17 protein-coding genes are annotated in these 24960 nt (G+C 42.4%); 9 read left to right on the top strand and 8 right to left on the bottom strand.

Features of this window, described 5'->3' with window-relative positions:
- Window positions 1-6: 6 nt before the first annotated feature.
- The 3 genes from G6053_RS01500 to gldL all read right to left on the bottom strand — a co-directional run bounded on the left by G6053_RS01500 (window position 7) and on the right by gldL (window position 5842).
- Window positions 7-3201, bottom strand: a complete 3195-nt coding sequence (locus G6053_RS01500) for a SusC/RagA family TonB-linked outer membrane protein (RefSeq protein ID WP_165305347.1) — start codon at window positions 3199-3201, stop codon at window positions 7-9.
- A 262-nt stretch (window positions 3202-3463) separates the two neighbouring features.
- Complete coding sequence (gene gldM / locus G6053_RS01505) at window positions 3464-4999, bottom strand: gliding motility protein GldM (RefSeq protein ID WP_108635200.1); 1536 nt, start codon at window positions 4997-4999, stop codon at window positions 3464-3466.
- A 30-nt stretch (window positions 5000-5029) separates the two neighbouring features.
- Window positions 5030-5842 (bottom strand): gliding motility protein GldL, encoded by an 813-nt coding sequence (gldL, locus tag G6053_RS01510; protein ID WP_165305348.1) that lies wholly within the window; start codon window positions 5840-5842, stop codon window positions 5030-5032.
- Window positions 5843-6157: 315 nt separating this feature from the next.
- Between gldL and G6053_RS01515 the strand changes: the two genes are divergently transcribed.
- Window positions 6158-7237, top strand: coding sequence for a mechanosensitive ion channel domain-containing protein (locus G6053_RS01515; protein WP_165305349.1), 1080 nt, complete (start codon window positions 6158-6160; stop codon window positions 7235-7237).
- Between the two features lie 91 nt (window positions 7238-7328).
- Window positions 7329-8399, top strand: coding sequence for an endonuclease/exonuclease/phosphatase family protein (locus G6053_RS01520; protein ID WP_165305350.1), 1071 nt, complete (start codon window positions 7329-7331; stop codon window positions 8397-8399).
- Between the two features lie 25 nt (window positions 8400-8424).
- Here the strand turns inward: G6053_RS01520 and G6053_RS01525 are convergent, their stop codons facing one another.
- Window positions 8425-9207, bottom strand: a complete 783-nt coding sequence (locus tag G6053_RS01525; RefSeq protein ID WP_165305351.1) for a DUF4249 domain-containing protein — start codon at window positions 9205-9207, stop codon at window positions 8425-8427.
- A gap of 5 nt (window positions 9208-9212) precedes the next feature.
- On the bottom strand, window positions 9213-11534 hold the full coding sequence (locus G6053_RS01530) for a TonB-dependent receptor (RefSeq protein ID WP_165305352.1): 2322 nt from the start codon (window positions 11532-11534) through the stop codon (window positions 9213-9215).
- A 298-nt stretch (window positions 11535-11832) separates the two neighbouring features.
- Between G6053_RS01530 and G6053_RS01535 the strand changes: the two genes are divergently transcribed.
- Genes G6053_RS01535 through G6053_RS01545 form a run of 3 tightly spaced genes read left to right on the top strand, consistent with a single transcriptional unit; the run spans window position 11833 to window position 14993 of the window.
- Window positions 11833-12960: an acyltransferase family protein gene (locus G6053_RS01535; protein WP_206531853.1), complete on the top strand. Its 1128-nt coding sequence runs from the start codon at window positions 11833-11835 to the stop codon at window positions 12958-12960.
- Between the two features lie 8 nt (window positions 12961-12968).
- Entirely contained in the window at window positions 12969-14150 is a 1182-nt protein-coding gene (locus G6053_RS01540; protein ID WP_165305353.1) for a C1 family peptidase, read from the top strand.
- 54 nt (window positions 14151-14204) lie between these two features.
- The gene (locus G6053_RS01545) at window positions 14205-14993 is read left to right on the top strand and encodes an HAEPLYID family protein (protein WP_165305354.1); all 789 of its coding nucleotides are present in this window, start codon (window positions 14205-14207) and stop codon (window positions 14991-14993) included.
- Window positions 14994-15320: 327 nt separating this feature from the next.
- On the opposite strand, the gene G6053_RS01550 is transcribed toward G6053_RS01545, so the two are convergent.
- Complete coding sequence (locus G6053_RS01550; RefSeq protein WP_165305355.1) at window positions 15321-17264, bottom strand: fimbrillin family protein; 1944 nt, start codon at window positions 17262-17264, stop codon at window positions 15321-15323.
- A 37-nt stretch (window positions 17265-17301) separates the two neighbouring features.
- A complete protein-coding gene (locus G6053_RS01555) occupies window positions 17302-17469 on the bottom strand; it encodes a hypothetical protein (RefSeq protein WP_165305356.1) in 168 nt (55 codons plus the stop codon).
- Window positions 17470-18631: 1162 nt separating this feature from the next.
- Between G6053_RS01555 and G6053_RS01560 the strand changes: the two genes are divergently transcribed.
- From G6053_RS01560 to G6053_RS01570, 3 genes are all read left to right on the top strand, one after another.
- A complete protein-coding gene (locus G6053_RS01560; protein WP_165305357.1) occupies window positions 18632-18817 on the top strand; it encodes a hypothetical protein in 186 nt (61 codons plus the stop codon).
- A 44-nt stretch (window positions 18818-18861) separates the two neighbouring features.
- Window positions 18862-20457, top strand: coding sequence for a FimB/Mfa2 family fimbrial subunit (locus G6053_RS01565; protein WP_165305358.1), 1596 nt, complete (start codon window positions 18862-18864; stop codon window positions 20455-20457).
- A 149-nt stretch (window positions 20458-20606) separates the two neighbouring features.
- Window positions 20607-21431 carry a helix-turn-helix domain-containing protein gene (locus G6053_RS01570; protein ID WP_121126921.1) on the top strand — a complete coding sequence of 275 codons (825 nt, stop codon included), beginning with the start codon at window positions 20607-20609 and terminating at the stop codon, window positions 21429-21431.
- A 304-nt stretch (window positions 21432-21735) separates the two neighbouring features.
- Here G6053_RS01570 and G6053_RS01575 read toward each other — a convergent pair whose 3' ends face one another.
- Window positions 21736-22533: a CpsB/CapC family capsule biosynthesis tyrosine phosphatase gene (locus G6053_RS01575; RefSeq protein ID WP_121126922.1), complete on the bottom strand. Its 798-nt coding sequence runs from the start codon at window positions 22531-22533 to the stop codon at window positions 21736-21738.
- A 388-nt stretch (window positions 22534-22921) separates the two neighbouring features.
- Between G6053_RS01575 and G6053_RS01580 the strand changes: the two genes are divergently transcribed.
- Complete coding sequence (locus G6053_RS01580) at window positions 22922-24898, top strand: nucleoside-diphosphate sugar epimerase/dehydratase (protein ID WP_241254896.1); 1977 nt, start codon at window positions 22922-22924, stop codon at window positions 24896-24898.
- Window positions 24899-24960 lie beyond the last annotated feature (62 nt).

Raw genomic sequence — 24960 nt, forward strand, 5'->3', positions numbered from 1 at the left:
TGTATATTAAATGCCAAAGTTTAAACCAAAGGATATCGTCCGGATGGTCGGATAGTTATATAAGGATGAGGAATAGGGATCTCGGTGTTTAAAGGGGGCTACGATCGTCCATAAGTTATTGCCGGATAGCATCAGCTTGAGTGAACGTACATTGATCTTATCGGTAAAATTTTTGGGTACACTCCAGTTAAACACCATATTGTTGATCCGGATCGTCGTCCCGTCCTTCGCCCAGAATGTCGAGTTCCATTTTCTCATCATGGCTGCATCATCGTAACGGGGGAATCTGCCATCGGGATTATCCAATGACCAATGGTCTTCCCAGAAGCTGGGTACATTGACTTTATCGGTAGGGGCAGTCATGGCCTGTGATTCATAAAATGCTTTGCCGCCAAAAACTGCTCGGAAGTTGGTGTTCAATGAAAAAGATTTATAGGCTAAACCAATGGTAACACCCGTAGAGAAAATAGGCGATGTATTCTCAAACATGGTGGTGAGATCTTTCTCGGTAATTTTTCCGTCGCCATTGGTATCTTCGTATACTGTCCAGCCAACCTGTGGCACTTTACCATCGATGGTATAGTTGGGGTTTTTAGCCAGAAAATTATCCACATCCTGCTGTGTACGCAGCATATCCACATAGATCAGTCCATAATTGCCGGTATTGTATTTGCGGGAGTCGGTACCCATTTCGACCTTCCAGTCGGGATAGGAGAAATCATAGAGCTGGAATTTGTTGAAAAACATCTGTGTGGTATAGCTGCCCGAGTAGCCAAAGTTCATGTTGGTGGATAGCTTAAGCCCGTTGGAAAATGTATTTTGGTAACCCAGGGAGAATTCAGTCCCCCAGCCTTTGCGTTTTTGGTAATTTACCACCGGTGCTTTGAATCCGGCATACATGGGGAAATTTTCATCATTGCCTTTGTCAAATACATCGTAAGAATCACGGAAGTAATACTCGAATCCGAAACTCAATTTATTATCAAACCAACGCGATTCAATACCAAAGTTAAACGTACGGTGTTTTTCCCAGGAGATATCTGGATTTGCAATAATTGTCGGGTTGAGGGATGCCACTGGGGTCTCGCCATAGAGGTAACCAGTATTGACCAGGTCTACACTAAAGCGGTCCTGCCAAAGACGGGCGTTGACGCGATCCTCGCCCACAAGACCGTAGTTGGCCCGCACTTTTAGATAGCTGATATAGTTCAGCTCTTTAAAGAAGTTTTCTTCGCTGACTACCCAGCCTGTCGCGACTGTGGGAAACAAGCCCCAGATATTGCCCTTGGCAAAGCGGGAGGATGCGTCCAGACGGGTGATCACCTCCACGAGGTATTTTTTCTTATAGTCATAATTGAAGCGGCCGAAGACAGATCGTTTTACGGCCTCTTCAATACTTCGGCCATTATTCGTAAAAGTAGATTGGTCGAAAGCCCAATATTCATCCAAATTCAATAGCTGTTGGTTGGTCCAATAGGCCGATAAGCCCTCGGAATTGGATGCCGATTGCTCAGCGCCAAGCATCACAGCCATATTGTGATCGCCAAAGGTATTGGCATATTGTAACACAAGATTACCTTGGTAACTGCTTCCCTTGCCCAGTGACGGAGCAATTTTTGTTTTGTTGCCATCCATACGAAAGGTGCTGTTGACAGTATTGGTATAGAGTAAGTTGTTATTGCCCCTGCGTACAAAGTCGTATAGATCATAGGCTGGAAGGTATTCCTGACCACTGGATGATGTGCCGGAATGTGACACTTGGATACGTGCATTAAAACCTTTCAGTGCTTTTGGGGCATAATTTAGCGAAGCATTGATGCTATAGTTTGAATTGTTTTGCTTTTGATAATAACCTGAATTTATAATGGCCAATGGATTGGTGTTACTATTGGCATTGATGTTGTTAAAGTTGACAGGCAGACCATCGATCTGGATAGGTACCCATTGCGGGGTGGTAATCAGGGTCTGGTAGAAATTCTGATCGCGGTCATCGGACAGACTATTTTGGCTGTTGGTTTTGGTATTATTGACGTTAAAAGCTACATCTGCCTTCAGTCCATCGATGATTTCGGCATTGAAGCCCGATCGGAATGAATATTTTTGCTGGTTCATGCCTGCATAATTGCCATCTTCTTTTTGGTAACTGCCGCCGGCAAAAAAGGTGACTTTTTCACTCCCTCCGGAAATAGATAGATTATGCCTTTCCATTTTGGAGGATTTCCACAGTTCGTCATACCAGCTTTTGTAGGGATTGGTTTTGAGGTAGGCAAGATCTTCATCCGAAAAGAACGAAGTGGGCTGCGCATTGTTCAATGCATAGGTTTCATTCAACAATTTGGCATGCTGATAGGCTGAGAGCATTTTGGGTTTGACGGTGGCATCTGAAATACCGATATAGCCGTTGTAGCTCAATTGGGGCTTGCCGGCTTGTCCTCTCTTGGTCGTGACAAGGATAACTCCCTTTGCGCCCGAAGCTCCATAAATAGCTGCTGAAGCATCTTTTAAGATCGATATATTTTCGACCATAGAAGCGTCTAGGTTTTCAAATACATCCGAAGTAGAGATGATCCCATCAATGACATATAGCGGCTCGTTGGTAACACCCTGTAATTTTGCCTGATCTGAGGCAAAGGCATTCCGGACATTGAGGGTAACGGCGGCACCTGGTCGGCCGGATGATTCGCTGACACCTAGGCCCGCGACACGGTCACGTAGGGCTGCAGCAATATTTGCTGCGGGAATATCCTGGATTTCTTTGGGATCGACCGAAGCCACAGCACCCAGTACTTCACCGCGTTTTTTTGTACCATAACCCACGACGACGACTTCATCAATACTTGTATTGGATTCAAGCCGAATGGTGATGCTTGTTTTTCCGGTCATGTCTATCTCCTGCACTTTATAACCGATGTAGCTGACAATAATGACTTGATTATCGGTAGGGAGATTGATGTGGAATACCCCATCTTCGCCGGTCTTGACCCCGGCTTTACTGCCTTTGACCAGGATGGTCGCACCATGGACCGGTTTCCCGTCGGGGTCTAATACACGTCCGGTTATACCCGCAAATTTTGTGGTCAATAAAATAGGCCTTTCGGTTAAGCTGTGGGGATAAAGCGAGATGGGGGCGAGCGCCATCAAAGGACAAAGTAACTTAATACTACTTTTCAGTAGTGTTCTCGTGAAAAATTGGTAATTCATACAGTTCAATTGTTTAATAATTGGTGTTTCAAGAAAAGTAAATAATTACTTTAGTTATTGGTTAGCAGACTCTTTCAGGTTACGGCATGATCCATGTGATGGATAGGTAATCTTAGGCAGAAAATGGGATCTGAAAGAACTACGTTGCAATAATGCAATTAAACTTTTATTCCACTGTCCTGAACTGTTGGTAACACACAAAAAAAGCCTTCTCCAGCAAAGGAGAAGGTCTTATGTATAAAAGTAGGGGTGATTTTTTTTGCTAGTTTGCCGTTAATGCGACGGCATTGAGTTGTCTGGACGTCCCGTCAGGACCGACAGCAACGATATTGTCGAAGATCACGCGTGTACCCGGAACAATGCCATTTAAAGCAGATGCCATGCTTGAACTTAACTGGCCGCCCGAAGTGGACAGTACGATTGCGTCTGCACGGGGTTTGGCAATAATCATCGTAAACTTGGTGACTTTAAAGGTAGCGTCAAAGTCAAAGTTATCCAGTTTCGCAAATAGCGCATTTTGTGCTTTCAGCGCTACTGTCGCCATGGAACCGCCTGTTTTACCGGCAAATTTGGCAATCGGATCCGGGATTCTTTTGACACGGAATTCGGTCGAACTCAAGGTTTGTGTCTTGCCTGGTGCCACTTCGGCGGATACGGCAATGCGGGCAGTTCCCGGTGAACTTACGCGTACATTATATTTGCCACCGCCGGCACTGGATATGCTCCCGCCACTCATGCTTACACGGACTTTATCGGTAGGTGTGCCTGGAGCTGAAACGGAAATCGGATTATTGACGCCGATATACAGGACATTCATTTTATCCGGTGATACCACGGCCGAAGGACGGGCCACCTGATAGGTCTGCTGGGGTGTGCGATATTCCTTAAAGGATCCATCAGTCTGTTTGACTTTAATCACGCCAGTCCAGCTAAAAATACCTTCCCGGTTGGTCGGTACGGAGTATACACCTTTACCGTCCACAATCTGTAATGCTGAACCGTTGACAGAGATCGCCGGTTCGGACTTGGAATCGGATGCGGTTAAAAAGACTTCTGCTTTGTAGGGTTGTCCTTGTACCAAGTAAGACGTGGGAGCGACGGCTACTGCAGCAAACTTGTCCAGATTGACCACGGCCTGATCCATTTTGCCCAGAATGATCTTCACCACATCAGACTCGGCATTTTGTGCATCGGTCTGGATCTTTGTCAGGATGGTCATCGCTGCGGTCAATGGCGTGCCGCTGCCGAAATTGATCTCTTCCCAGGATCTTTTGCCATTCACCGACTTCTCCGGATTTTTGGCTTCAAGGGAAAAAGAAACCATTTTTTGCTCTTCAGGTGTCAGTAATGCCAATAACTTGGAACGGGTTTCATTAATCTTGTCCTTCAGAATCGTTCCTTTTTTCTCATTGATCATCAGATTGGGAGAGATGTCTTCATTTTCCCGTTTGACCAGGTCTCCCTTTTCTTCGTCGTATCCGCCGCCCTGTTTGACAAATTCTTCTTTCAGGGACAGAATATATTTATCGAGCTCGCCAATAATAGCCTGTGCTTTTTTTGCTTTATCGTAAATGGGTTTGGCCCTTGCGGGTTCCTCCTTTAATTTGGTGTTTTCAAATGCAGCGAATAGCTGTTGTACAGCCGTGTTGACATTTGACTTGGATGTTTCGAGACTGTTGTTGATATTTTTGAATGCATCCAAGATTGAATCCGGTACATTGAGTGCCAGTAAAGCAAGCAAGACCAGATAGAGGATGCCGATCATCCGCTGTCTTGGCGTTTCTCTTCCTAATGCCATTTTTTCTAATTTAAGTAATACAAGGATAAATTATACGCGAGGCTGGTTCATGGCACTGAGCATATTACCGTAAATGGCATTTAATGCATTCAGATTTTTCGCCAGTTTGCCCACTTCTTCTTTAAATGCTTTGGAGTCATCCAGTGATTCGTTGAAGTTTTGCATGGTATAGCTTAAGTTCTCATAAAACTTATTCATGGACTGCAGGTGTGATGCGGAGTCACGTAATTCACGCTCATACATGGCATTGAGCTGACCAAGATTAGTTGTCAGATTTTTCACCTGGTCGTGGTAGTTTGCCGTATCACCGGAGGTATTTGACATCGCTACGAGGTTTTCCGAAGCTTTTTCAAAAGCTGAGCTCAGGTGGTCAAATTTTGATGTTGCCGTGCGCAGTTTCTGTATAAATTCTTCTGTTGCCAGCGAAACGTCAGACAGCTTGTTGATGGCCGATACCTTCTCGCTGAAATCACGTAATCCACGTCCCAGGTTTTCAATACTTGCCGGTTCGATATTAGCATCCGCAAACATTTTGTCCAATGCGGCAGTAGCGGAAGGCCCTGCAGGTTGCGCCGCTACGGTTTTACCCCTGACAGGTAGCTCGCCATTGAAGTTGTCATCCAGTTCAGGATAAACACGGCTCCAGTCAGGTTCTGGTGCAGGGGGATTGAAACCCATCAGAAAGAAAAGGAGGGCTTCCACGGCGAGTCCGATACCGATCATATAATTGGCCGTGCTGCCGCCGATGTGAAGGATCTTGAACAGTACCCCGATGATAACGATACTCGCGCCCCAGGATATAGCCACGTTAAGCCATCTTGAATTGTCTTTTTTCTTGCTCATAGTTTTTGATGTGTGTTTGGTTTAATTCTTTGTGGATAGTTTTATTATTTTGTTAAATCCATCTGTATAAAACGGATTTGTATCTTTAATAGTATACATGATCAGTTATGGCACCTCCATTTAATGTTGATTTTACAACAGACCTGCTTGTTTCAAAAAATATACCAAAAATCTGTGTTAATCTAAATTTTGTTGCCTTATTTAATCCCTCTCGGATTAAACTTGACCATTTTCTCAAAATAAAACAAACGTTACCTCTGCCCAACAGTTATACATAGTAGTAATTTATATGTAGTGCAATAGAAAAATAACGTTATGACCGAAGTATTAATCCAACTTTCACAGAACTGGCCTGCGTGGCTCTGGAATATGGCATTAATCCTATTTTCATTCCTGATTGGTATCCTCATAAAAATGTTGTTTATACCCCTGTTGCGAAGGCAGGCGATCGAGCAGTCTTCTTATTCCCTGTTTCGTTCATTCATTCGCCGATTCAACAGGATATTGAGTATTTTTATTCCATTGCTGGTCTTTAACAGTTTACTTCCTTTTGCGCATTTTAATGCCAGAACATTACAGGTGGTGACCAAAATCAACGAGATACTGTTGGTCGGCTTTTTCGCCTTGGCTTTGATTCAGGCGATCAAAGTATTTGAAGATTATCTGTACCATCGCTTTGATGTCAACAAGGAGAATAACTTACGTGAGCGGAAGGTCAGGACACAGATCGTTTTTATCCGCAAAGTGGTGGTGACCATCATAATTGTGGTCGCACTGGCGATTGTATTATTAAGTTTCGAAAGCATGCAAAAGATCGGTGCAGGATTGCTGACCGGTGTGGGGGTCGGCGGTATTATCATTGGCTTTGCGGCACAGAAATCACTTGGGAATCTGCTGGCGGGTTTTCAGATCGCATTTACACAGCCCATACGAATGGACGATGTGCTGGTGGTAGAAGGGGAATGGGGAAAGGTTGAGGAAATCAACCTCACTTATGTGGTGGTCAATATCTGGGACAAGCGTCGTCTGGTACTGCCGATCACCTATTTTATCGAGAAACCTTTTCAGAACTGGACGCGGACTACAGCCGAGATATTGGGAACGGTTTTTATCTACACCGATTTTACCATCCCCGTGCAGCAGCTTCGGGAAAAGCTGACGGATTTACTCACTGGACATCCCCTATGGGATGGTCAAGTCAATGTATTGCAGGTCACTGATCTTAAGGAGCATACCATGGAGATACGCTGCTTGATGAGCTGCCGTAACTCAGGGCAGGCTTTTGATCTCCGCTGTTACATACGTGAACAGATGATCGATTATATCAAGTTTAATTTTCCGGATGCCCTTTCCAAAACACGGGTTGATTATACTGCGAAAGAAATTAAAGCGTAACCCTTTTTAGGGGATCTTCCTGCCAGTCAATGATAGGATACATAAATGTCTCGCTTAGGCAATATCTTTGTATAATAATTTTGAAAGCAATATGCAGATTTTATTTTTTGTTTTATCGGGGCTCTTGATTATTCTTAGTCTGCTGCCTTTTATCAGGTGCCAGCACTGGGTGTTTCGTGTGGCTGAGTTTGTGAAGCTGCAGCTGCTGGTCTTTCAGGTGCCGGTGCTGGCCTGGGGATTTTATCTTGTCGCGGACGCTCCATGGATATGGAGCATACAGATCCTTCAGGCGCTGTTGATTGGCTATCACGTATTTATCTTGGTGCGCTACACCAAATTTTGGCGGAAAGAAATATATGAAAAGGGGAAAGACGCTTCAGATAGCATTAAAATTATATCCTGTAATATCTTGCAGTTCAATAAAGAGTACGACCGTTTTATAGAGCTGATCCGGAAAGAGCAGCCGCAGATTTTTGTCACAATGGAAAGTGATGCGGTTTGGGAAAATGCCTTGCGTGAATTGGAATCAGACTACCCTAATGTGGTCAAAGTGAGCTTGGATAATACCTACGGTATGCATTTCTATACCAAGCTCAAGGTCAATAAAAGTTGGGTGCATTACTTTGTCGCTGATGACATTCCGAGTATCGAGGCTGAATTGGAGACAGAAGACGGTCACCGTTTTATATTTTTTGCGGTGCATCCACCGCCTCCAAGTCCTACGGAAGAAGAGAACTCCAAGGAACGGGATGGTGATCTGCTCAGTGTGGCAAAAAAGGTGCGCGATTATAAAATGCCGGTGGTGGTGACGGGTGATTTTAACAATGTGGCCTGGGCAAGATCTTCGGTCCTGTTTAAAAAAACAAGCAAGCTGATCGATGCTCGGATCGGACGTGGCATCTTATCGACCTTTCATGCCAATTATTGGTTTTTCAGGGTTCCGCTGGATCTGCTGTTTCATAGTCCAAATGTATTTATAGACAAGCTGTTTATTTATCCTTCGGTAGGTTCTGATCACTTTCCCATGGGTTGTACCTTCTTTATAGATCGCTATTCGGACGAGCAGGCGGAAGATATCGAAGAGCTTGAAAAGGGAGAAATGAGCGAAGTCAATGAACTGATCGCGGAGGGACGCAAGGAAGAGAGTGACAACCGTGAATAGTTTGCGCATGCGATGGGCTCCCTGGTTATTGTGTGATCTTCAGCTTATATTCCATGACCGGAGCTACTGAGAAATAGCCCAGCGCATTATTGGAAATATTGGATTTCGGATTCCCTGGTGCGGCGTTGCTGAGATTGTTGCGCTGGTACTCGTTCCAATATTGATAGGTTTTCTGGTCCACACAATAGCGGCGTACAGTAATTGTGTCACCAGGGGATAGGTCGTTCTCCTGGTCGGTTATATAATGGGTTACTTTCAGTCCGTCGTTAAATTGGTCGGACTCTGCTCGTGCAAAACGAAAGGGACTGCCATTGGTGGAGAGGGTATAAATATAATAATTGGAAATTTTAGCGGGATCTTTAAAGGTCAGTGCCGCAAAAAAATAATTTTCTCCGCCGAGATTTTTTTCGGAAATATGGGTTGACTCCACGACAACATAAGCGGGCATCCGACAGGTAGAGTTATATTGCTGCTTTTGGACGTCAACATGCAACGCATAGGTCCGGCCGGAAAGGGGCTTAAAGGTACGATGGATATAATAGCCATCTTTCTCATATTGAAAAGAGTAGTTTCTATTTTCATTGTCTTTGACCCATACCGTTGCTCCTTTAATCCCGGAAGTATTGATGGGATCATCGAATGCGACGGATCGTGAAATGCGTATTCGCTGGACTGAACTGGCATCGGATAGCTGGGCATCAATAACAATGCGTGCCGCAGCGTCATTGAGATCAAGGTCCACTTTTTCTTCACAGGAAGAAATCAGCAACAACAGACCGGATAGGATAAAAGACAGTTTAGCATTCATAAGGTCTAAAATTTAAAGTTCCAGGTGACGGAAGGAATGATTCCGAATAAAACAATTTTGTAAGCTTCGGTCAGATTGGGGTTGTCCTTGTTTTCCCGAAAGTCAATGGTATAAGCATTTTTGCGGTTGTAGGCATTGTATATGCCGATTGTCCAGCTCGAATGAAAGCGTTTGCCGGTTTTATTGGGGGCGTAAGTCGCTGACAGGTCCAGTCGATGATAATCAGGCATGCGGTACCCGTTCCGCTCGGTATAGTAGAACATGGATTTGCCGTTGACAAGGTACTTTCCGCTTGGAAAGGTAACGGCATTTCCGGTATTGAAGGCAAATGTTCCGCTGACTGTCCAGCTGTCCGAAAGGGCATAATTGGCCACAATTGCGAGGTCGTGCGTACGATCCTGCCGTGCATTGAACCATTTCCCGTCATTGATTCCGTTAAATTTACGCCGGCTTTTGGAAAGGGTATAGCTGATCCAGCCTTTAAGACGGCCGCTGTTCTTGCGCAGGTACCCCTCCAGTCCGTAAGCCCGGCCGATACCAAAGAGCAGCTCCCTTTCAAAATAGGCATCCGCCTGTAAGGTGGCCCCATTGCGTACGTCAATCTGATTGCCCAAACGTTTATAATAGGCCTCGACCGAAAAATCGTACTGTTTGTTTGCAGAGGTACGAAAGTAGCCCAGGACAGCCTGGTCTACGCGCTGCGGTTTAATCTGGAGACTACTGAGCACATACTGATCGGTGGGCAAGCTGGCGGTGGTATTGGTCAATTGATGCAGGTTCTGCACGATGCGGTTGTACGAGGCTTTTAAGCTGCTGCGTTCATCTAACATCAGACTGGCGGACAGACGTGGTTCCAGATTGATATAGTGTTTGGCAATCTGGCTGTTATCCCGTTTTTCGGAAACAGGCATTCCGTTTTTGTCAAATTGATAGAAAGTCCGTTTGCCCAGGACCATAAAATCATGGACATGAATGCCGTACTGTAACGACAGGCTGGTGGTAGCTTTCCATTCGTGGGAGATATAACCACCGAGATCAATACCACGCTGGCTTTCAATGGCCGTCGGATTGACAGACTGATTTTTGCCCGAAGAGAGATTGGCTGGCCGGATGGACTGTGCCAGTGCGCTTACCCCCAGCCGGATGGTATGATTGGGATTCGCATAATAGGAAAAATCCTGCTTCGCATTGACGTTTCGGATGTTGGAGGCCACCTGAAAATCAATCTGCTCGCTGGAAACACCGGACTGATAATTGAATCCACTGTAGATAAGCGAGGTGTTGCTCGATATTTTATCGTTAAAGCGGTGATTCAACCGTGCCGTCGCCGTGGTATTTCCCCAGAAAAGGTGAAATAGGTCATTGTACTTTAATCTGTCTTTGCCATGATAGCCCGATAGGTATAGGTTGGTTTTCTTACCCAGATTAAAACTAAGCTTGGCATTCAGGTCGTAAAAATACAGGCTATTCTTATCCATATCTTTACTTTTCGCCAGTTTTAAAAATGAATCCGCGTAGGAGCGGCGGGCACTGAATAAAAAGGAACTCTTATCTTTTACAATAGGACCCTCAAGTTTGAGCCGCGAAGCAACTATACCCAGCCCGCCTTCGCCAGAGAACTGCTTTTTGTTGCCCTCCAACATGGAGATATCCAGTACAGAAGATATACGTCCGCCAAATTGGGCCGGTATGCCGCCCTTATAGAGCTGTACGTCCTTGATCGCATCCGAATTAAAGGTAGAGAAAAATCCGAGGAGATGCGAAGCATTATAAACGGTAGCCTGATCAAGGAGGATCAAGTTTTGGCCACCGTCACCACCACGCACATGAAAATTGGTAGAGCCTTCACCGCCGCTTTGTACACCGGGCAACAATTGTATGGTTTTAACGAGGTCTTTCTCGCCAAAGATGACGGGAACATCTTTAATATCTTTCATATGGAGATGAACCGTGCTCATCTGTGGATCATCGATGGCTTCACCCTTTTCTTTGGCTGATACGACGACCTCGTCCATTCGCTTAGTTAGGGGCTGTAACGCAAAGTTTTTTTCAAGTGCCTGACGTAATTCGACCGTCGCTAGCTGTTGCCGATAGCCCGTGTAACTTACCGTTACCTGGTGAATACCTTTAGGAACTGTGATCTGATAACGTCCTTGTGGGTCTGTGGTCGTGCCTATGCCGTCCTTTATGGTAATAATGGCTCCGCGTAGCGGTGTTTGACTGACGGAATCGCGAATGGAGCCACTTAGCAATGCGTCTTGTGCGGAGGCAAGGAAAGGGGATAGTAAAATTGAAATGGGAAGAAAATAGGAAATGATCGAGCTCATTTTTAACGCTGGTCTGGTTGATTTCTGAACAATAAAAAATGGAATGACGTATTAATCCTTTATTAATATTTATTGCTATAGTTTAAGCGATTTTAGCTGCATAGTAGTCTCCTTTATTGATGTGGTTTAGTAATTGTGTAACGCTTTTGGTACATGAAATATTGTTCTAAGCGTGTTATTTGACTGTTAAATTTGCTTGTGATCAGCTGGGAGATTTATCGAAGAGAAAACCAGATGCCTGATATTTACTTAGAAATGTGTAATTTAATGGCACAATTGTATACTGTAAATATAACTAATGGGTAAAGATTATCATTATAAAATGTCTGGTGATGAGCTACAGTCGAAGACTATTGATTTTTTGCGTTTCCCGCTGATTGTGGGTGTGGTATTTATCCATACGGATTTTTCAGATATCGTTATGAAGGGTGTAAAGCAGATCAGCTTTGTTAACTATCCCTTGTTCTCGCACACCTTTTTCTTATTTTCCAAAGTTATTTTCGAGGTCTGTGTACCGCTTTTCTTTTTTATTTCAGGTTTTTTATTCTTCTATAAAACAGCTGGTTTTTCTATGGAAATCTACCTGCAGAAGTTGAAAAATCGTGTCCGGTCTCTGTTGGTTCCGTATGTTTTCTGGAATCTGTTGGTCATCTTATTCCTTTTGCTTGCACAGACATTTTTGTCGGGCAGTTTAGTTTCAGGAAGAAACAAATTAATAACGGATTATAGCCTGCTGGACTGGCTCTGGTCTTTTTGGGATACCTCTCATGTTAATCCGCATTCGATGAAATCGTTGCCTGTTAATTCACCCTTTTGGTTTATCCGTGATCTGATGGTTGTAGTGCTGTTTTCGCCAATAGTCTATATCCTGGTTAAAAAACTGCGGACTTATGCCGTAATTATATTGGGATTGCTGTGGATTTTTAACCCCTTTTTTTATTTGCCGGGGCTGAGTACGGTTTCTTTCTTTTTCTTCACTGCAGGGGCTTATTTTAGTATCAACAATAAAAACTTTGTCAGTGGTATGCGGCCGATGCTATCGATCGCCGTGCCTTTGTATGTCCTGCTTGTTGTGGCACAGTTATTATTTCTGCACAAAAGCTGGTGGGTTGATTTATACTGTGCGGGAATTAGCATAGGTCTTATTGCTACGGTGTCAGTCGTTGCTCATTTTATAGGAAAAGAAAGCTGGCATACAAACAGGTTCCTGGCCAATAGCAGCTTTTTTATTTTTGCTTACCATCGTTTACCTTTGGTGTTTGTTATTAAATTTTTATTTAAGTTACTCAAACCACAATCTGAAGTCTTATTGCTGTTCCTGTACTTTTTCTGTCCCGTTATCATCATTGTTTTTGGTCTGATGATTTACAGTTTTTTAAAGCAGTTCTGGCCCCGGTTTATGGCAATTGTCAGTGGCGGACGTTAATAGAGTTTATGAAAAGATATAAAAAGCCTGTCATTATTCTGCTTGTACTGGTCATCGGGGCATTGCTGGTCAACTATGGCCGCAAGATGTTCATTAAAAACAAGTACAAGCGAATTAAAACGGAATATGTTTTTACGGATGTCATCAATCATGGCTGCACCCCGGTAAAACAACAGGGCGCATCGAATACCTGTTGGTCTTATACTGGTAATTCATTTTTGGAGTCGGAGATGATCCGCATGGGAAAAGAGCCTGTTGAAATTTCACAGGTCTATACAGCCCGACAGGCCTATGTGGACAGAGCGCATAATTTTGTGCGTCTCCACGGAGGACTGACCATGGGTGAAGGGGGACAATTACATGATGTGCTGAATGTATTTCGCAAATATGGTGCGATGCCGAGGACTGCTTACGCAGGCTTACGCGGCAACCAAACCTACAATGATTTTAAGAAAATGACCCCCAAGCTGAATGCCATGCTCAAAGTGCTGATCAAGAGCAGGCCATTGACTCCCAACTGGGAGCAGGCCTACCGCGCGACACTTGATGCTCATCTTGGGGTGGTACCTGAAAAATTTGACTTTAAGGGCAAAACCTATACGGCACGATCATTTGCAGATCAGGTGATCGGCATCGATCCTGACGATTACGTTGGTTTTGCTTCTGTAACAGATCAGCCGTACTACAAGCCTTTTGTGCTAATGGTGCCGGACAATTGGTCTTTTGATCGTTTTTATAATATACCGATGCAAGATCTAACGGGAATTATTGATACGGCATTGCATCAGGGCTTTACCATTGCCTGGACAACCGATGTGTCTGAGAAGGGGTTCTCATGGCCTTATGGTATTGCCTATGTTCCCGAAAAGCCCTTTGACAGCATGTCCAGCGAAGAAAAAAAGGCCATGTTTGTTAAACCGATGCCTGAAAGGAAAGTGACTGCCGAAGAGCGGCAGATGGCCTTCGATAATTGGGAGACCACCGATGATCATGCAATGCATATTGTGGGACTAGCCAAGGATCAGCATGGCAAAGAATATTACCTTGTTAAAAATTCATGGGGGAAAGCCAACGATTTTAAAGGGTATATGTATGTCACCAAAGAATTCGTGAAATATAAAACGATTACCCTGATGTTACATAAGGCGGCGCTGGGTCTATCCCTGCGGACGAGATTAAAGATCGAATAACATACAGACCGGACATTCCCAATTGTTTCCATAATTGTATTGGTGATTTGTGGTATGAACTACGATAGACAGGCAATACAACGATTCGGATTTTTGGTGATAATAGGAATTATCTTGCTGACATATTCGGCCAGTGCACAGGAAAATAGACCCTTGCCGGATAAGGTGCACCATGCCGAGCCACTATATAATGATCTTGTTCGTGATCTGGGCGCCAGGAAGGGGGAGAAAGAGTTTAATGTGGGGACGGATATCACAAGAACGGGGACAGTGGACGAGTATGGTTACTTAATGGAATATGAGTTTGCCCCCATCGATCGCCTGGGTTTGGAGGTGGAAACAGATTTCGCCTATTCAAAAAGTAAAATAGCCGATGTTTCTTCAGGCAATGAACTCGAAAGGTTAAGGTTGTCGTCCCAGTATTCATTTTATGTTTCCAAAAAACAGGCGACAACATTGGCCTTAGGCTATACGCAGATTTTTAATTTCGTGGATGGGGGTACTGCATTCAATCCCTTTTTTGTGGCTGCGAAAAGCTGGCACACCAACTGGCATACATTAATTTATACCGGGCCAGAAATAGCTTATCATTATAAATCACATACCACCAAAATGAATTGGCAAATCAATACATCCTTTCACTATACGTTACCACAGACTGATCATTTTATTGGACTGGAGGTGAATCAGGAAGTTACCTCAGGTAATCTGGAGACAACACTCCGGCCACAGGTGAAATTGGGACTGAATGATAAATTAGCTGTCGGAATGGCCGTCGGCTTTCCGATTGGTGGGAAAGAAAACGCGATCAGTTCATTTTTTCGCTTGATTTATCAGCTTTAAAAATGCTTTTAGTTCTTGTTGAGCGGAGACTGGTAATAGGTAAAGTGATCTTGCTGTTAACTGGTTGGTTATCAATAATAAAAAAAATAATGGAACGAACGCCTTCGTTCCATTTTATCCATTAATATTATCAAGTCGAACGCAAAAAAAATGACTTGATGATTCAAAAGTAGAAAATATAATTGGGACTTCTCGTGTGAAAATTGGAGACGACCGCGTTAAAAAATGTGAAAAAAATATTTTGTAGAGAGTCAGCTACAATAAAAAAGGCGGCTAGGTAATACCCAGCCGCCATCTTGATATGAGGTGTAAAAATACCTTATTATTTTAGTTTGTACGTACGCAACGAACGTTTTTGAAGGTGGTACTTAATAAGTCTGCGCCTAATACACTCACACCATTTAACAATTCTCCAGTGTTATTAGCCATATGGAATCTAGCTCCAAGAGATGGTAAAAGTCCAGTCCACTCGAACCCCCTTCCTGCATTACCATAGTATCCCCATGTACCAGCTCCCGCTAAACCAAGTATGTTGGTTCCTTGTTCATTAGTCCATAGAGCCGTAGCTTTACCGTAAGTATCGAGTATTGGAAGACCCAAATTGACGACTTGCACGCCAACAAGATCTGCCGAGATATCATTCAAACCAACATTAAGCAGTCCATCTCCTTCACCGATTGCCTGAAGCACGTTTACGTTTGAAATTTGACCATTGTAATAAAAACGTAAATTATTAGAAGCACTAGCTGCGTTGCCGAATGCATTGTCGCCACTGGCAGGAGCTCCAGATGTAATTGTATATTGCCCATAAGTATATGGGGAATTTGGATCAAGCGACGAATTTGGCGCTTTCGTATTGATTAGCATAGATGTAGCGTTACCTAGCAGGTTCGTAAGAATATTTAAGATACCAGTAACACCTGTGGCATCAACGACTTGTCCTAAGCCGCCTAGTGCACCCGTCAAATCATTAAATTTGATATCATCACGAACTAGTCCCTCGAAATCTGCTTTAGCCGGTTGTTTCCACATTCCTGCTGGATAAACCAATGCACATGGATCGCCTTGAGTAGAAGTTGTTGCGAATTTGCCAGGAATAAGGGCTCCGAAACCGAAATAACCATTTGCTTTACTTGTCAAAGTGTTGTTTGCATAGAAAGCATAATTGCGGCCGTTGCCACTATTGCCTCTATAGTATAGGTTAGAGCGTCCCCATTTTACTTGACGTCCACCATAATTAGTGACCAATGGTGATTCAATAACATTTAATAATAAATGATGACTCTTGCCCAGTTCTGGAGTAACCGAAAAATTAAAATCTGTAGCTGCGGCGAAATATGTTCGAGCTACGCCTCCGTCTACATGGTTAACAGTTAAGTCTTGCAGTGTTACTTTGATAGCACTTTGTGCTGCGGTTGAAGCTGTATAAACATATGCGATTTTAGCGTCGTTCTGCAACGGATCAATATTATTGAAGTCCGCATAGCTAAGTGTTGGTGTAAATGTAGCGCCCGCAGTAACTTCTCCAGTCAGTAGATTGATGCTTCCTGTCGCTAAATTCAAACCTGACACTGATAAAGTCGGAGTTCCTGTCATATTACCGAAAACACCGATGGTATTTAGTTCGATACCAATGCGAGAAAATGCGTGATTAAATAAGATATTGATGCTCGGGCTAGTTGCTAAATTAACTGTGCCTGAAGCGTAAAGGATATCCTTATTCTGCGGAAGTGCGATCGCTCCACTAGCCGGCGTCAATGATGGCGCATCATCTTTTGAGTTGTAAGAGAGTGCTACCCAAGTATAAGAGGCCGCTGGATCAAGCCCTTCAATAGTGCCTGCTGTACCGGATTGCAATTCTTTGGATGCAACTAATGTGCTTCCGGAGTAGATGTACACGACATATTTTGTGTCTTGTTCCATATTCTCTGTGACACCGGGTGCTGCATCGGCAGCTGTGCCATTTAGTCTTGCTGCGTTAGTATTGCTTGTGCTTACGGGAACCGTATTGTCCATGGAAACCGCCATGTCAACATCAGAAAAAGAATAAATTTTAGGCTGTGTGGTTTTAGTGGAAGAGGAAACTCCCATACGCTTTACACCCTCTTCATTGTTGGTTTTAATGCCTCCAACCGCGATGGTTAATTTGTTGCTTTTTGTGTCAATAATTTCTTTTGAATCTTTGGAGCAGCTCGTTATTAACGTGGCCGGTATCGCAAGCATTGCCATTGCAACAACCCAGTGAGCTCCTTTTTTTTGTAAAAATTTCATTTTGTGCTTTCTGTTTGTTAATGAATTACAATACTTCCTAAGATCCTTCACCATTATTGGTTTCATCTACTCCAGCTCCCCAGCCGCTCGATTGTGGAGTCGAAGCCGGTTGAGCTTGTGAACCTGCAGCAATGCCTTGCTCAAGTTCAATAACGTGCTCCTTAATGGACGGAGCAACGTACATTTTTTTTGCGTTCTTATTCATGATAATATTATTTGGATAATCCATGCTATTGCTAGCATGGGGTTTAAAAATTAATGGACAATTTAATTTTTCATTGTTAAAAATTTAGAAATTAACGTTTTGATATGCTGCTTGTCTCTGCGTACAGACAAGTATTGTTGTTATCGCTGCGTCAATTTTGATATAATTTTCCTAGTTAATGCCGTTATAAATTTATATATGTCTACTACTTTTTCCTAGTTTGGCTTAATACAATATATTTTTGAATTGTAATATTACGATTAAATATCAACTTGTGCAAAAAAAAATTGTAAATTATTTTCTAACATAAAATTAATTTGATATTTAAACATGTTTCCTTTTCATCGATTTATTGTTTGTCTCTTTTTTATATAACTGTCTTTTAATGTAAAATAGCAACGTTTTTTAAATACCTTTTATCACATTACATGACAGTTATACGTTGCTTCAACAAAGATGTTTGGGTTTTGTTTTAAATTTCATTAATATTTTATCGGTGATATTTGTTTTACAATTAACATGTTTGAACAGTTAGTTCTAGACCGCCTATATTTTCGGTATTCATGTGCTTGCTTGTTCTTTTTTTGTGTATGTTGAATGTTTTTAATATCGATAATCAATTTCTTAATGCTAATCACTTCTGTTTGAAATAAAATATATAACATCGCGCTTTCTTGAGTATTTATTGGTAAACAATAGTAGCGGTATGTATTTGTTGTTTTAGAAAAATATATATCGACTTGTTTTTTTGCCATTTCTTTGTTTTTCTTTTCATAATAATTAAAGTGTTTAAGCAATTAATACGCTTTGAACTCCTCGATTTCGGTTCATAGCTAAACCTCATTTTTTAATCCGCTCTAAAAATAGCGTCCATCTTTTTCTCGTGGGCAAGTTCTCGAGAATCTTACCTTAATTCTCATGCAAATGTCATTCAAATAGTTCGTTTTTAAGTTGGTCTGTAGTGCTTTAGCTACAGGAAATTAAACATCGTTCGAATTCCTTTGGTCCCTTTCGAATATTATCTACTTTCGTGCAACTTTTGATTTGGAAGTGTCATATTATTCTGCAATAAAGATCTTATTATCAATTAGATATAGTCTTTTTTGTGGTGTGTATAAATTACACAAACATAAATTTTTTTAGAACATTAAAAATATAAGAAATGAAAACGAATACAAAAAAATTGGCTAACCTAAATGGCCGTCTTCCTTATGAAACTCCTTGTGTGAATGCGTTACATGTAGAACTGGAATACAGTGTTGCTGCAGGTTCCAATCAAGGTTCTGTTAGTGGTCCGATGACCGAATCTTGGCAGACAGAGACGCAAAGTCAGGATGTAGAGTGGTAGTATTTAGGATAATTAAATTAATAGTGATATAAACAATCATTTTTATGAACAGGTTTACAACAAAATTCGGTTTATCTTCTCTTTTGGCATGCGTAGTTTTCATCTCATCATGTAGTAAAGATACTAATAACGTGGTCATTCCGGACGGACCAAGCGTACGTTTAAATATAGGTCAGGCATTTGCGCCGGCAGATCCGATAAAAGCGGCTTCAGTTGGAAGGACCTATGCTTCGGCGTCACAATCAGTAGAAATTCCGTTTGACAATCAATATACATTGGTGGCGACGTTGACCGCTGAAACCGCAGCGGCGCAGGGATTAAAAGCATCTAACCGTGCGGCTACCGTTTCGACAGGTACTGATCAGAAAGCATTGAAACAAGGTACTGTTTATTATGTTGCAATTTTTGATGCAGCGGGTGACTATAAAGAAACAAAATCTTTTACACAGGGAAATGGTACGCAGGATTTTGCAATTGAAAAAGGAAAATATACTTTCGTAATTTATGCGTCCGGTACCAATAAGACGTTGCCTTCAATTGCCCCTGGATCGAAGCTGAACACCGTGAATTTCGCTGGTCTAACTGCCGATAAGGACTTTATGTTAGCTCAGGTTCCATTTGAGGTTAAAGATGGACAGAATCTATTGAATGCTGATCTGGCGCATTTATTTACACAGGTGACACTGAAATTTGACGCCTCGCAGTTGGGCTCAGTAAGCAGTATTGCGGGGGCAACAATTGCTCCTTCCAGTGCAGCTGTTGATGTGTCGCTTACAAATGGTGCATTGACCTTTATTGGGGCTGCAAATCCGGTAGCATTCAATCTTAAAAATACCAATGGAACAGTAATCAATTCGGATTCTACCTACATCACAACCGCTGCTACAACAAATGGAACAATAGTATTGTCTGGAGTTTCAATCGCTGGAAGTGTTGCAAAGAATTTAACCAAAGGGGGATGGAACCTTAAACCTGGTGTGAAATATCAGTTGGATATCACTTTGAAAAGGCCAATTGACGTAAATATCGGTGGTAGTACTTGGGGACTTGGAAATTTAGTTTACAACCCAAATACGGGCAAGTATGGCTTTGCAGAAGCGAATAATGCAGCCGGCGATTATTTCTTTGCTGATTATGTGTTGCCTAAATTTATTCCGACATCCAATACAAAGGATCCTTGGATTTACCAAACTCCTTCAAGAGAGCGAAATGGTGCGGCAGGTGACCCTTGCAAATTGGTGGATGGTAATACTTGGAGATTGCCAACTGAGCAGGAGGCTAGTGCATTGATCCAAAGGACAAACCCCAATAGTGCTGAAAATCAACGTAGCGATGCGGCAGCTAGATGGGTAGATACATTTAGTGGTAACGCTGGGGGCAAGATGGGAATGTTCTATGGTGTATATAATCATCCTGGGGCGGCAAGAGATCAGTATTTATTTATGTTATTTGCTGGTCAATATAGCACGTCTAATACATTAAACGGTGAGAATAATAAAGCTTATTATTTGATTACGGCTAATGGCGGTGGATACAAAAAATTTGAAATGGGTGGATCCAAAGGAAGTATTGGTTGGGACTGTCAGATTAATGGAATTGGATCCGGTGATGCTGTGCAGGTGCGTTGTGTACGAAATTAAGATACTGAAAGATCTATTTGAATAATAAGTTTAACGGAGACGCCTTTCCTTTTTGGGAAGGCGTTTTTTTTCGTTCCAAATTATTTATTAAATTCGCTTGGCCTACGCTGCTGATTTTTCAGGGTGTTATTTTCGGATAATTGGAAATTATGGAATTTGGAGTTCATCGTGTGATCGGAATAGAGCGGGAGGTTTCGGCTATTGCTGATGCAATGGCAACAGACAATTATACCGTCCTTTTTGTGTCGGCAGGTGGCTGCCGGATTCAGATTGATAAAAAAATGGTTGAGGTAGACGAATACAGTCTCGTTCTGGTGCCAAGGGGAGTTAAAATTGCATTTGATCCGGAAGAGCGGCGTGCTTTTTTAATTATCTACTTTTCTGAGAATTTTTTTGCACGTACAGACATCGATGCTTCATTTATCCGTAGTTTTAAATCATTTGACAGACGACAGTATACCTATCAGGTGCTAAATGTCCCTCAGGAATACGCGACTTATTACGAGTTTGTTGGACTGCAGCTCAAGCTCTCCAAACAAAACTATAACCAGGCTATCTATCGTGACCTGGCACATAATATTGTGAAGCAAGTGGTTTTGCTCGCAGCGATTTACATGGAAGAAAAAGGGCCGGGTGAGCTGTTGGGGTATAATATGGATTTGGTACGCCGCTTTGAGGATCTCGTAGAAAAAAATGTAAAAAAGGAGAAACGGGTGATGTATTATGCCGGCGTGCTCAATATAGGTAGTAAAAAACTAACCAGTTTAACAAATGAAGTGCTTGGAATTACACCAAAAGATGTGATTACTGGCGAATTGTTGCGCGTGAGTAAAAAGTCATTGGTGGAGTCTTCGCTCAGTATTAAGCAAATCGCCTGGGAACTGGGCTATACCAATGTAAATAATTTTAGTACGTTTTTTTTGAAGGAAACCGGCGTAACTCCAAAAGAATACCGAAAGCGCTGGCAAGGATAAGTTTATTCGCTCCTGTTTTTATACTTTTTAGACCGAAATTCATACTTTTCGCCTTATTTGACATTGTATTTTTGTGTTAGTCAAACACCCTGCACGCCTTATGAAAATCATAAAAATACAGGTGTCATAGGATACCTGCATTTTTATGTGTTTATACCGATCGTCACCCGCCAATGCAATAATTTTATTGCAAGCGGGAGGAATGCTGATCCTGTAATTCGTCAATCGTTGTTAAAAGTGAAGCCAAAAAAGGTCAATTATCAGATGATTTGCTGTTTAATGGTGCGGGGTAACCTGTATTTTTTTAGCCGGCAATGCCCTGGGATTTACTGTTGTTGAAATGATCTGCCAAGCTTTGATTCTGGATCGGCGAAGTTTTTAACATTTCACGCACCGGATATTTTTCTGCGATTTTCTGTAGTGCTTCGAGATGTCGCTCATGATGCAGGTCCGTGCCCACAAAATCATACATGCCGGATTTTAATAAAGTCATTGCAATTGCTTTTGCATCAACGCCATAGTATCGGCTGAGGGAAAGTAAATTGAGTTGCAATAAACAGCCCGCGTCCTTGATCTGCTTGTAAATATTGAAATTGTTATGGTAATAATTATAACGTTCGGGATGCGCTAAAATAGGTTTGTAGCCCAGTTTTTGAATATCCCGAATGGTATGAAATAATGCTTTGGACTCGGACAGATAAGACATCTCGATCAGCACATAACCGCCGGGTATAATGCAAAGTTCATCCTGTTGAACAAGGGATGCCAGGCCGTCATCAATCATGTGTTCGGCCGCCGCAAAAATCGGAGTATCGTTTCCGATGTCTTTAAGACCGCTGATTAAGGCCGTCTGTGCCGCTTCAATCGTAGATTTGGTATTGGGATGTACGCCGGCCATAATATGCGGGGTGCAGATAAATTTCTTCAATCCCAATTTTTGTAAGGCCTGAATATAGCTTATTGAATTTTTTACTGAACTGCTCCCATCGTCAATACCGGGCAAAAGGTGATTGTGCATGTCTACTTCCAAAAATTCCAGCTGGGCCAAAGGTCGGACCGCTGGCGACTTTTTAGAGTTGAATATTTTGGTAAAAAAATTCATAATAGCTGATTCAAGTATATGGTTTTGTCTGTTTTATAGGATGTTTTACAAACAATATGCCAGTTTTAGCGTTTATGAAGAAGGATAAAATGCAAGGAAGAATGAATTTTGTTGAATAATAATAAATTTGAAAAGCCTTATGTTGAGGATTTTTTAATTTTTATTGCTGTTTGTAATATTTTCGGTATAATAGTTGCTTACTCCACGATGATGCGAATAGCGCGTACATGGCACCCGTCGTTATTGTTATTTTAGTAAAAAGGTCCAAATGATTGTTAAATTTTAAGTATCTTGGTCATCTTTTATGAAATTGAAATAAGCCATATGCGTTGTACGGACTTCAAAATAAATACGACGGTAAAGAAATAAACTAAAAGAGAAGGAAGCTATGATGGGATCTCTATGGGATTTAAGAAAACGGTTGCGAAAGGATAATCCTCGGTGGGTCATTTTGCTCATTGATATGTGGTTTGTATTGGCGAGCTATATATTTTCAAACTACGTAGTCAATAATTTCAAAGGTGTCTTTGATGTGGCACTTATGTTGAAGAAACTTGTGCTCGTACTGCCAGTGTACTTCGCTATGTTTTTGTGTTATAATACCTTTAGGGGAATCGTGCGTCAGACAGGAATTCGGGATACCATAAAAATATTTAAAACGGTCACCTCTGCCTATATCACATTGATGTTGTTGACCCTGGTGGTTAGAGCTGTTTTCGAAAAGGGGACAGTAGAGGATGATTACCTTCGTCTTTCGTACGGGGTATTAACGATGCAGGCCTGTATTTTAATGGTGATCATGGTAGGGGCGCGCGTGGTATACCGGACGATTTTTGAGTATCTGTTCCTGCCCGCAAGAAAAGGAGAAAATGTGTTGATTTTTGGAGCTTCACGTCCCGGGCTGGTGTCTTTCTCTTTGTTGAAAGAAGATCCCCGGATCAAGTACCAGGTTGTCGCCTTTGTAGAAGATAAGGTTTCACGCATCGGAAAACGCCTTGCAGGATTGAAAATAAAGGATATTACCGAAATTACCAAGGAGTATATCAGTAAACACGAAATTACGCAGGTAATCATTGCCGTGGAAAACAATGACCCCGAACGGTTGGAATATGTCTCGGACTGGTTTCAGAATATCGGGCTTGAACTTAAAATTATGCCATCGGCCAGGATCTTGCTCAACTCAGGCGCAAAACGGGAGATACGCCCTTTAAAAATTGAAGATTTGCTCGGGCGCAAACCTATTAAGCTGGATCATCCGGAGATTGAGGAAGAAATGAACGGCAAAGTGATTCTGGTCACGGGCGCGGCGGGATCCATTGGTTCGGAACTGGCCCGTCAGATTGCAAGACGTCATTATAAGAAATTAATCCTATTGGATCAGGCGGAATCTGCACTGTACGATATCCAACAGTCGATAAAAGCAACCCAACCCGACCAGCTGCATTGCATTGTGGGGGATGTCCGCAACTACGCTTTTATGCAAAATATATTTGTGCAGTATAAGCCGGACCTTGTTTTTCATGCTGCGGCGTACAAACATGTGCCGTTGATGGAAGCTAATCCCTACGAATCCATTCAGACAAATGTACTTGGAAGTAAGAATGTCGCTGATCTATGCATGCAGTATGGTACAAAGAAAATGGTGATGGTTTCGACGGATAAGGCTGTCAATCCGACAAATGTGATGGGGGCAACAAAACGAATGGCTGAAATCTATGTGAGTAGCTGCAGCGGAAGGGGCGAAACTAGTTTTATCATTACTCGATTCGGTAATGTGCTGGGTTCAAATGGTTCGGTCATACCGCTCTTTGAGAAACAAATGGCAAGCGGTGGCCCATTGACCCTGACACATCCCGAAATTACGCGTTTCTTTATGACTATCCCTGAGGCCTGTCAGCTAGTACAGGAAGCCGGTGTCATGGGAAAAGGCGGTGAGATATTTGTCTTCGATATGGGCAAATCCGTTAAAATAATGGATCTGGCCAAACGGATGATCAAACTGAAAGGTTACCGCTATCCCGAAGATATTGACATCAAGATCGTAGGCCTGCGCCCGGGGGAAAAGATCTATGAAGAGCTTTTGGCCAATAATGAAAATACGGTAAAAACACATCATCCGAAAATTATGATTGCCAAAGTAAAACACGATGAACTTATCCTGAAGGCTGAACGGATCAATGCGGTCTGCCAGCAGATTGTGGATGCAGATCAGCATCTGCCGGATTTTATGGAATTGGTGGCAGCAATGAAACGCATTGTTCCGGAATTTAAATCTCAAAATTCGGAATATGAGGCTTTGGATAGCACGATTGAACAGGAGTATATAAATGATGTCCCCGTTTATTCGCTTATTAAGAAAGCATAAACTTAGGTAAAGCAATCTTAGCATAATATATACAAAAGTCCCATTGACGGGACTTTTGTGTA

Origin of the sequence: Sphingobacterium sp. DR205 (assembly GCF_011064245.1) — a bacterium.
In the GTDB taxonomy this organism is placed as follows: Bacteria; Bacteroidota; Bacteroidia; order Sphingobacteriales; family Sphingobacteriaceae; genus Sphingobacterium; species Sphingobacterium athyrii.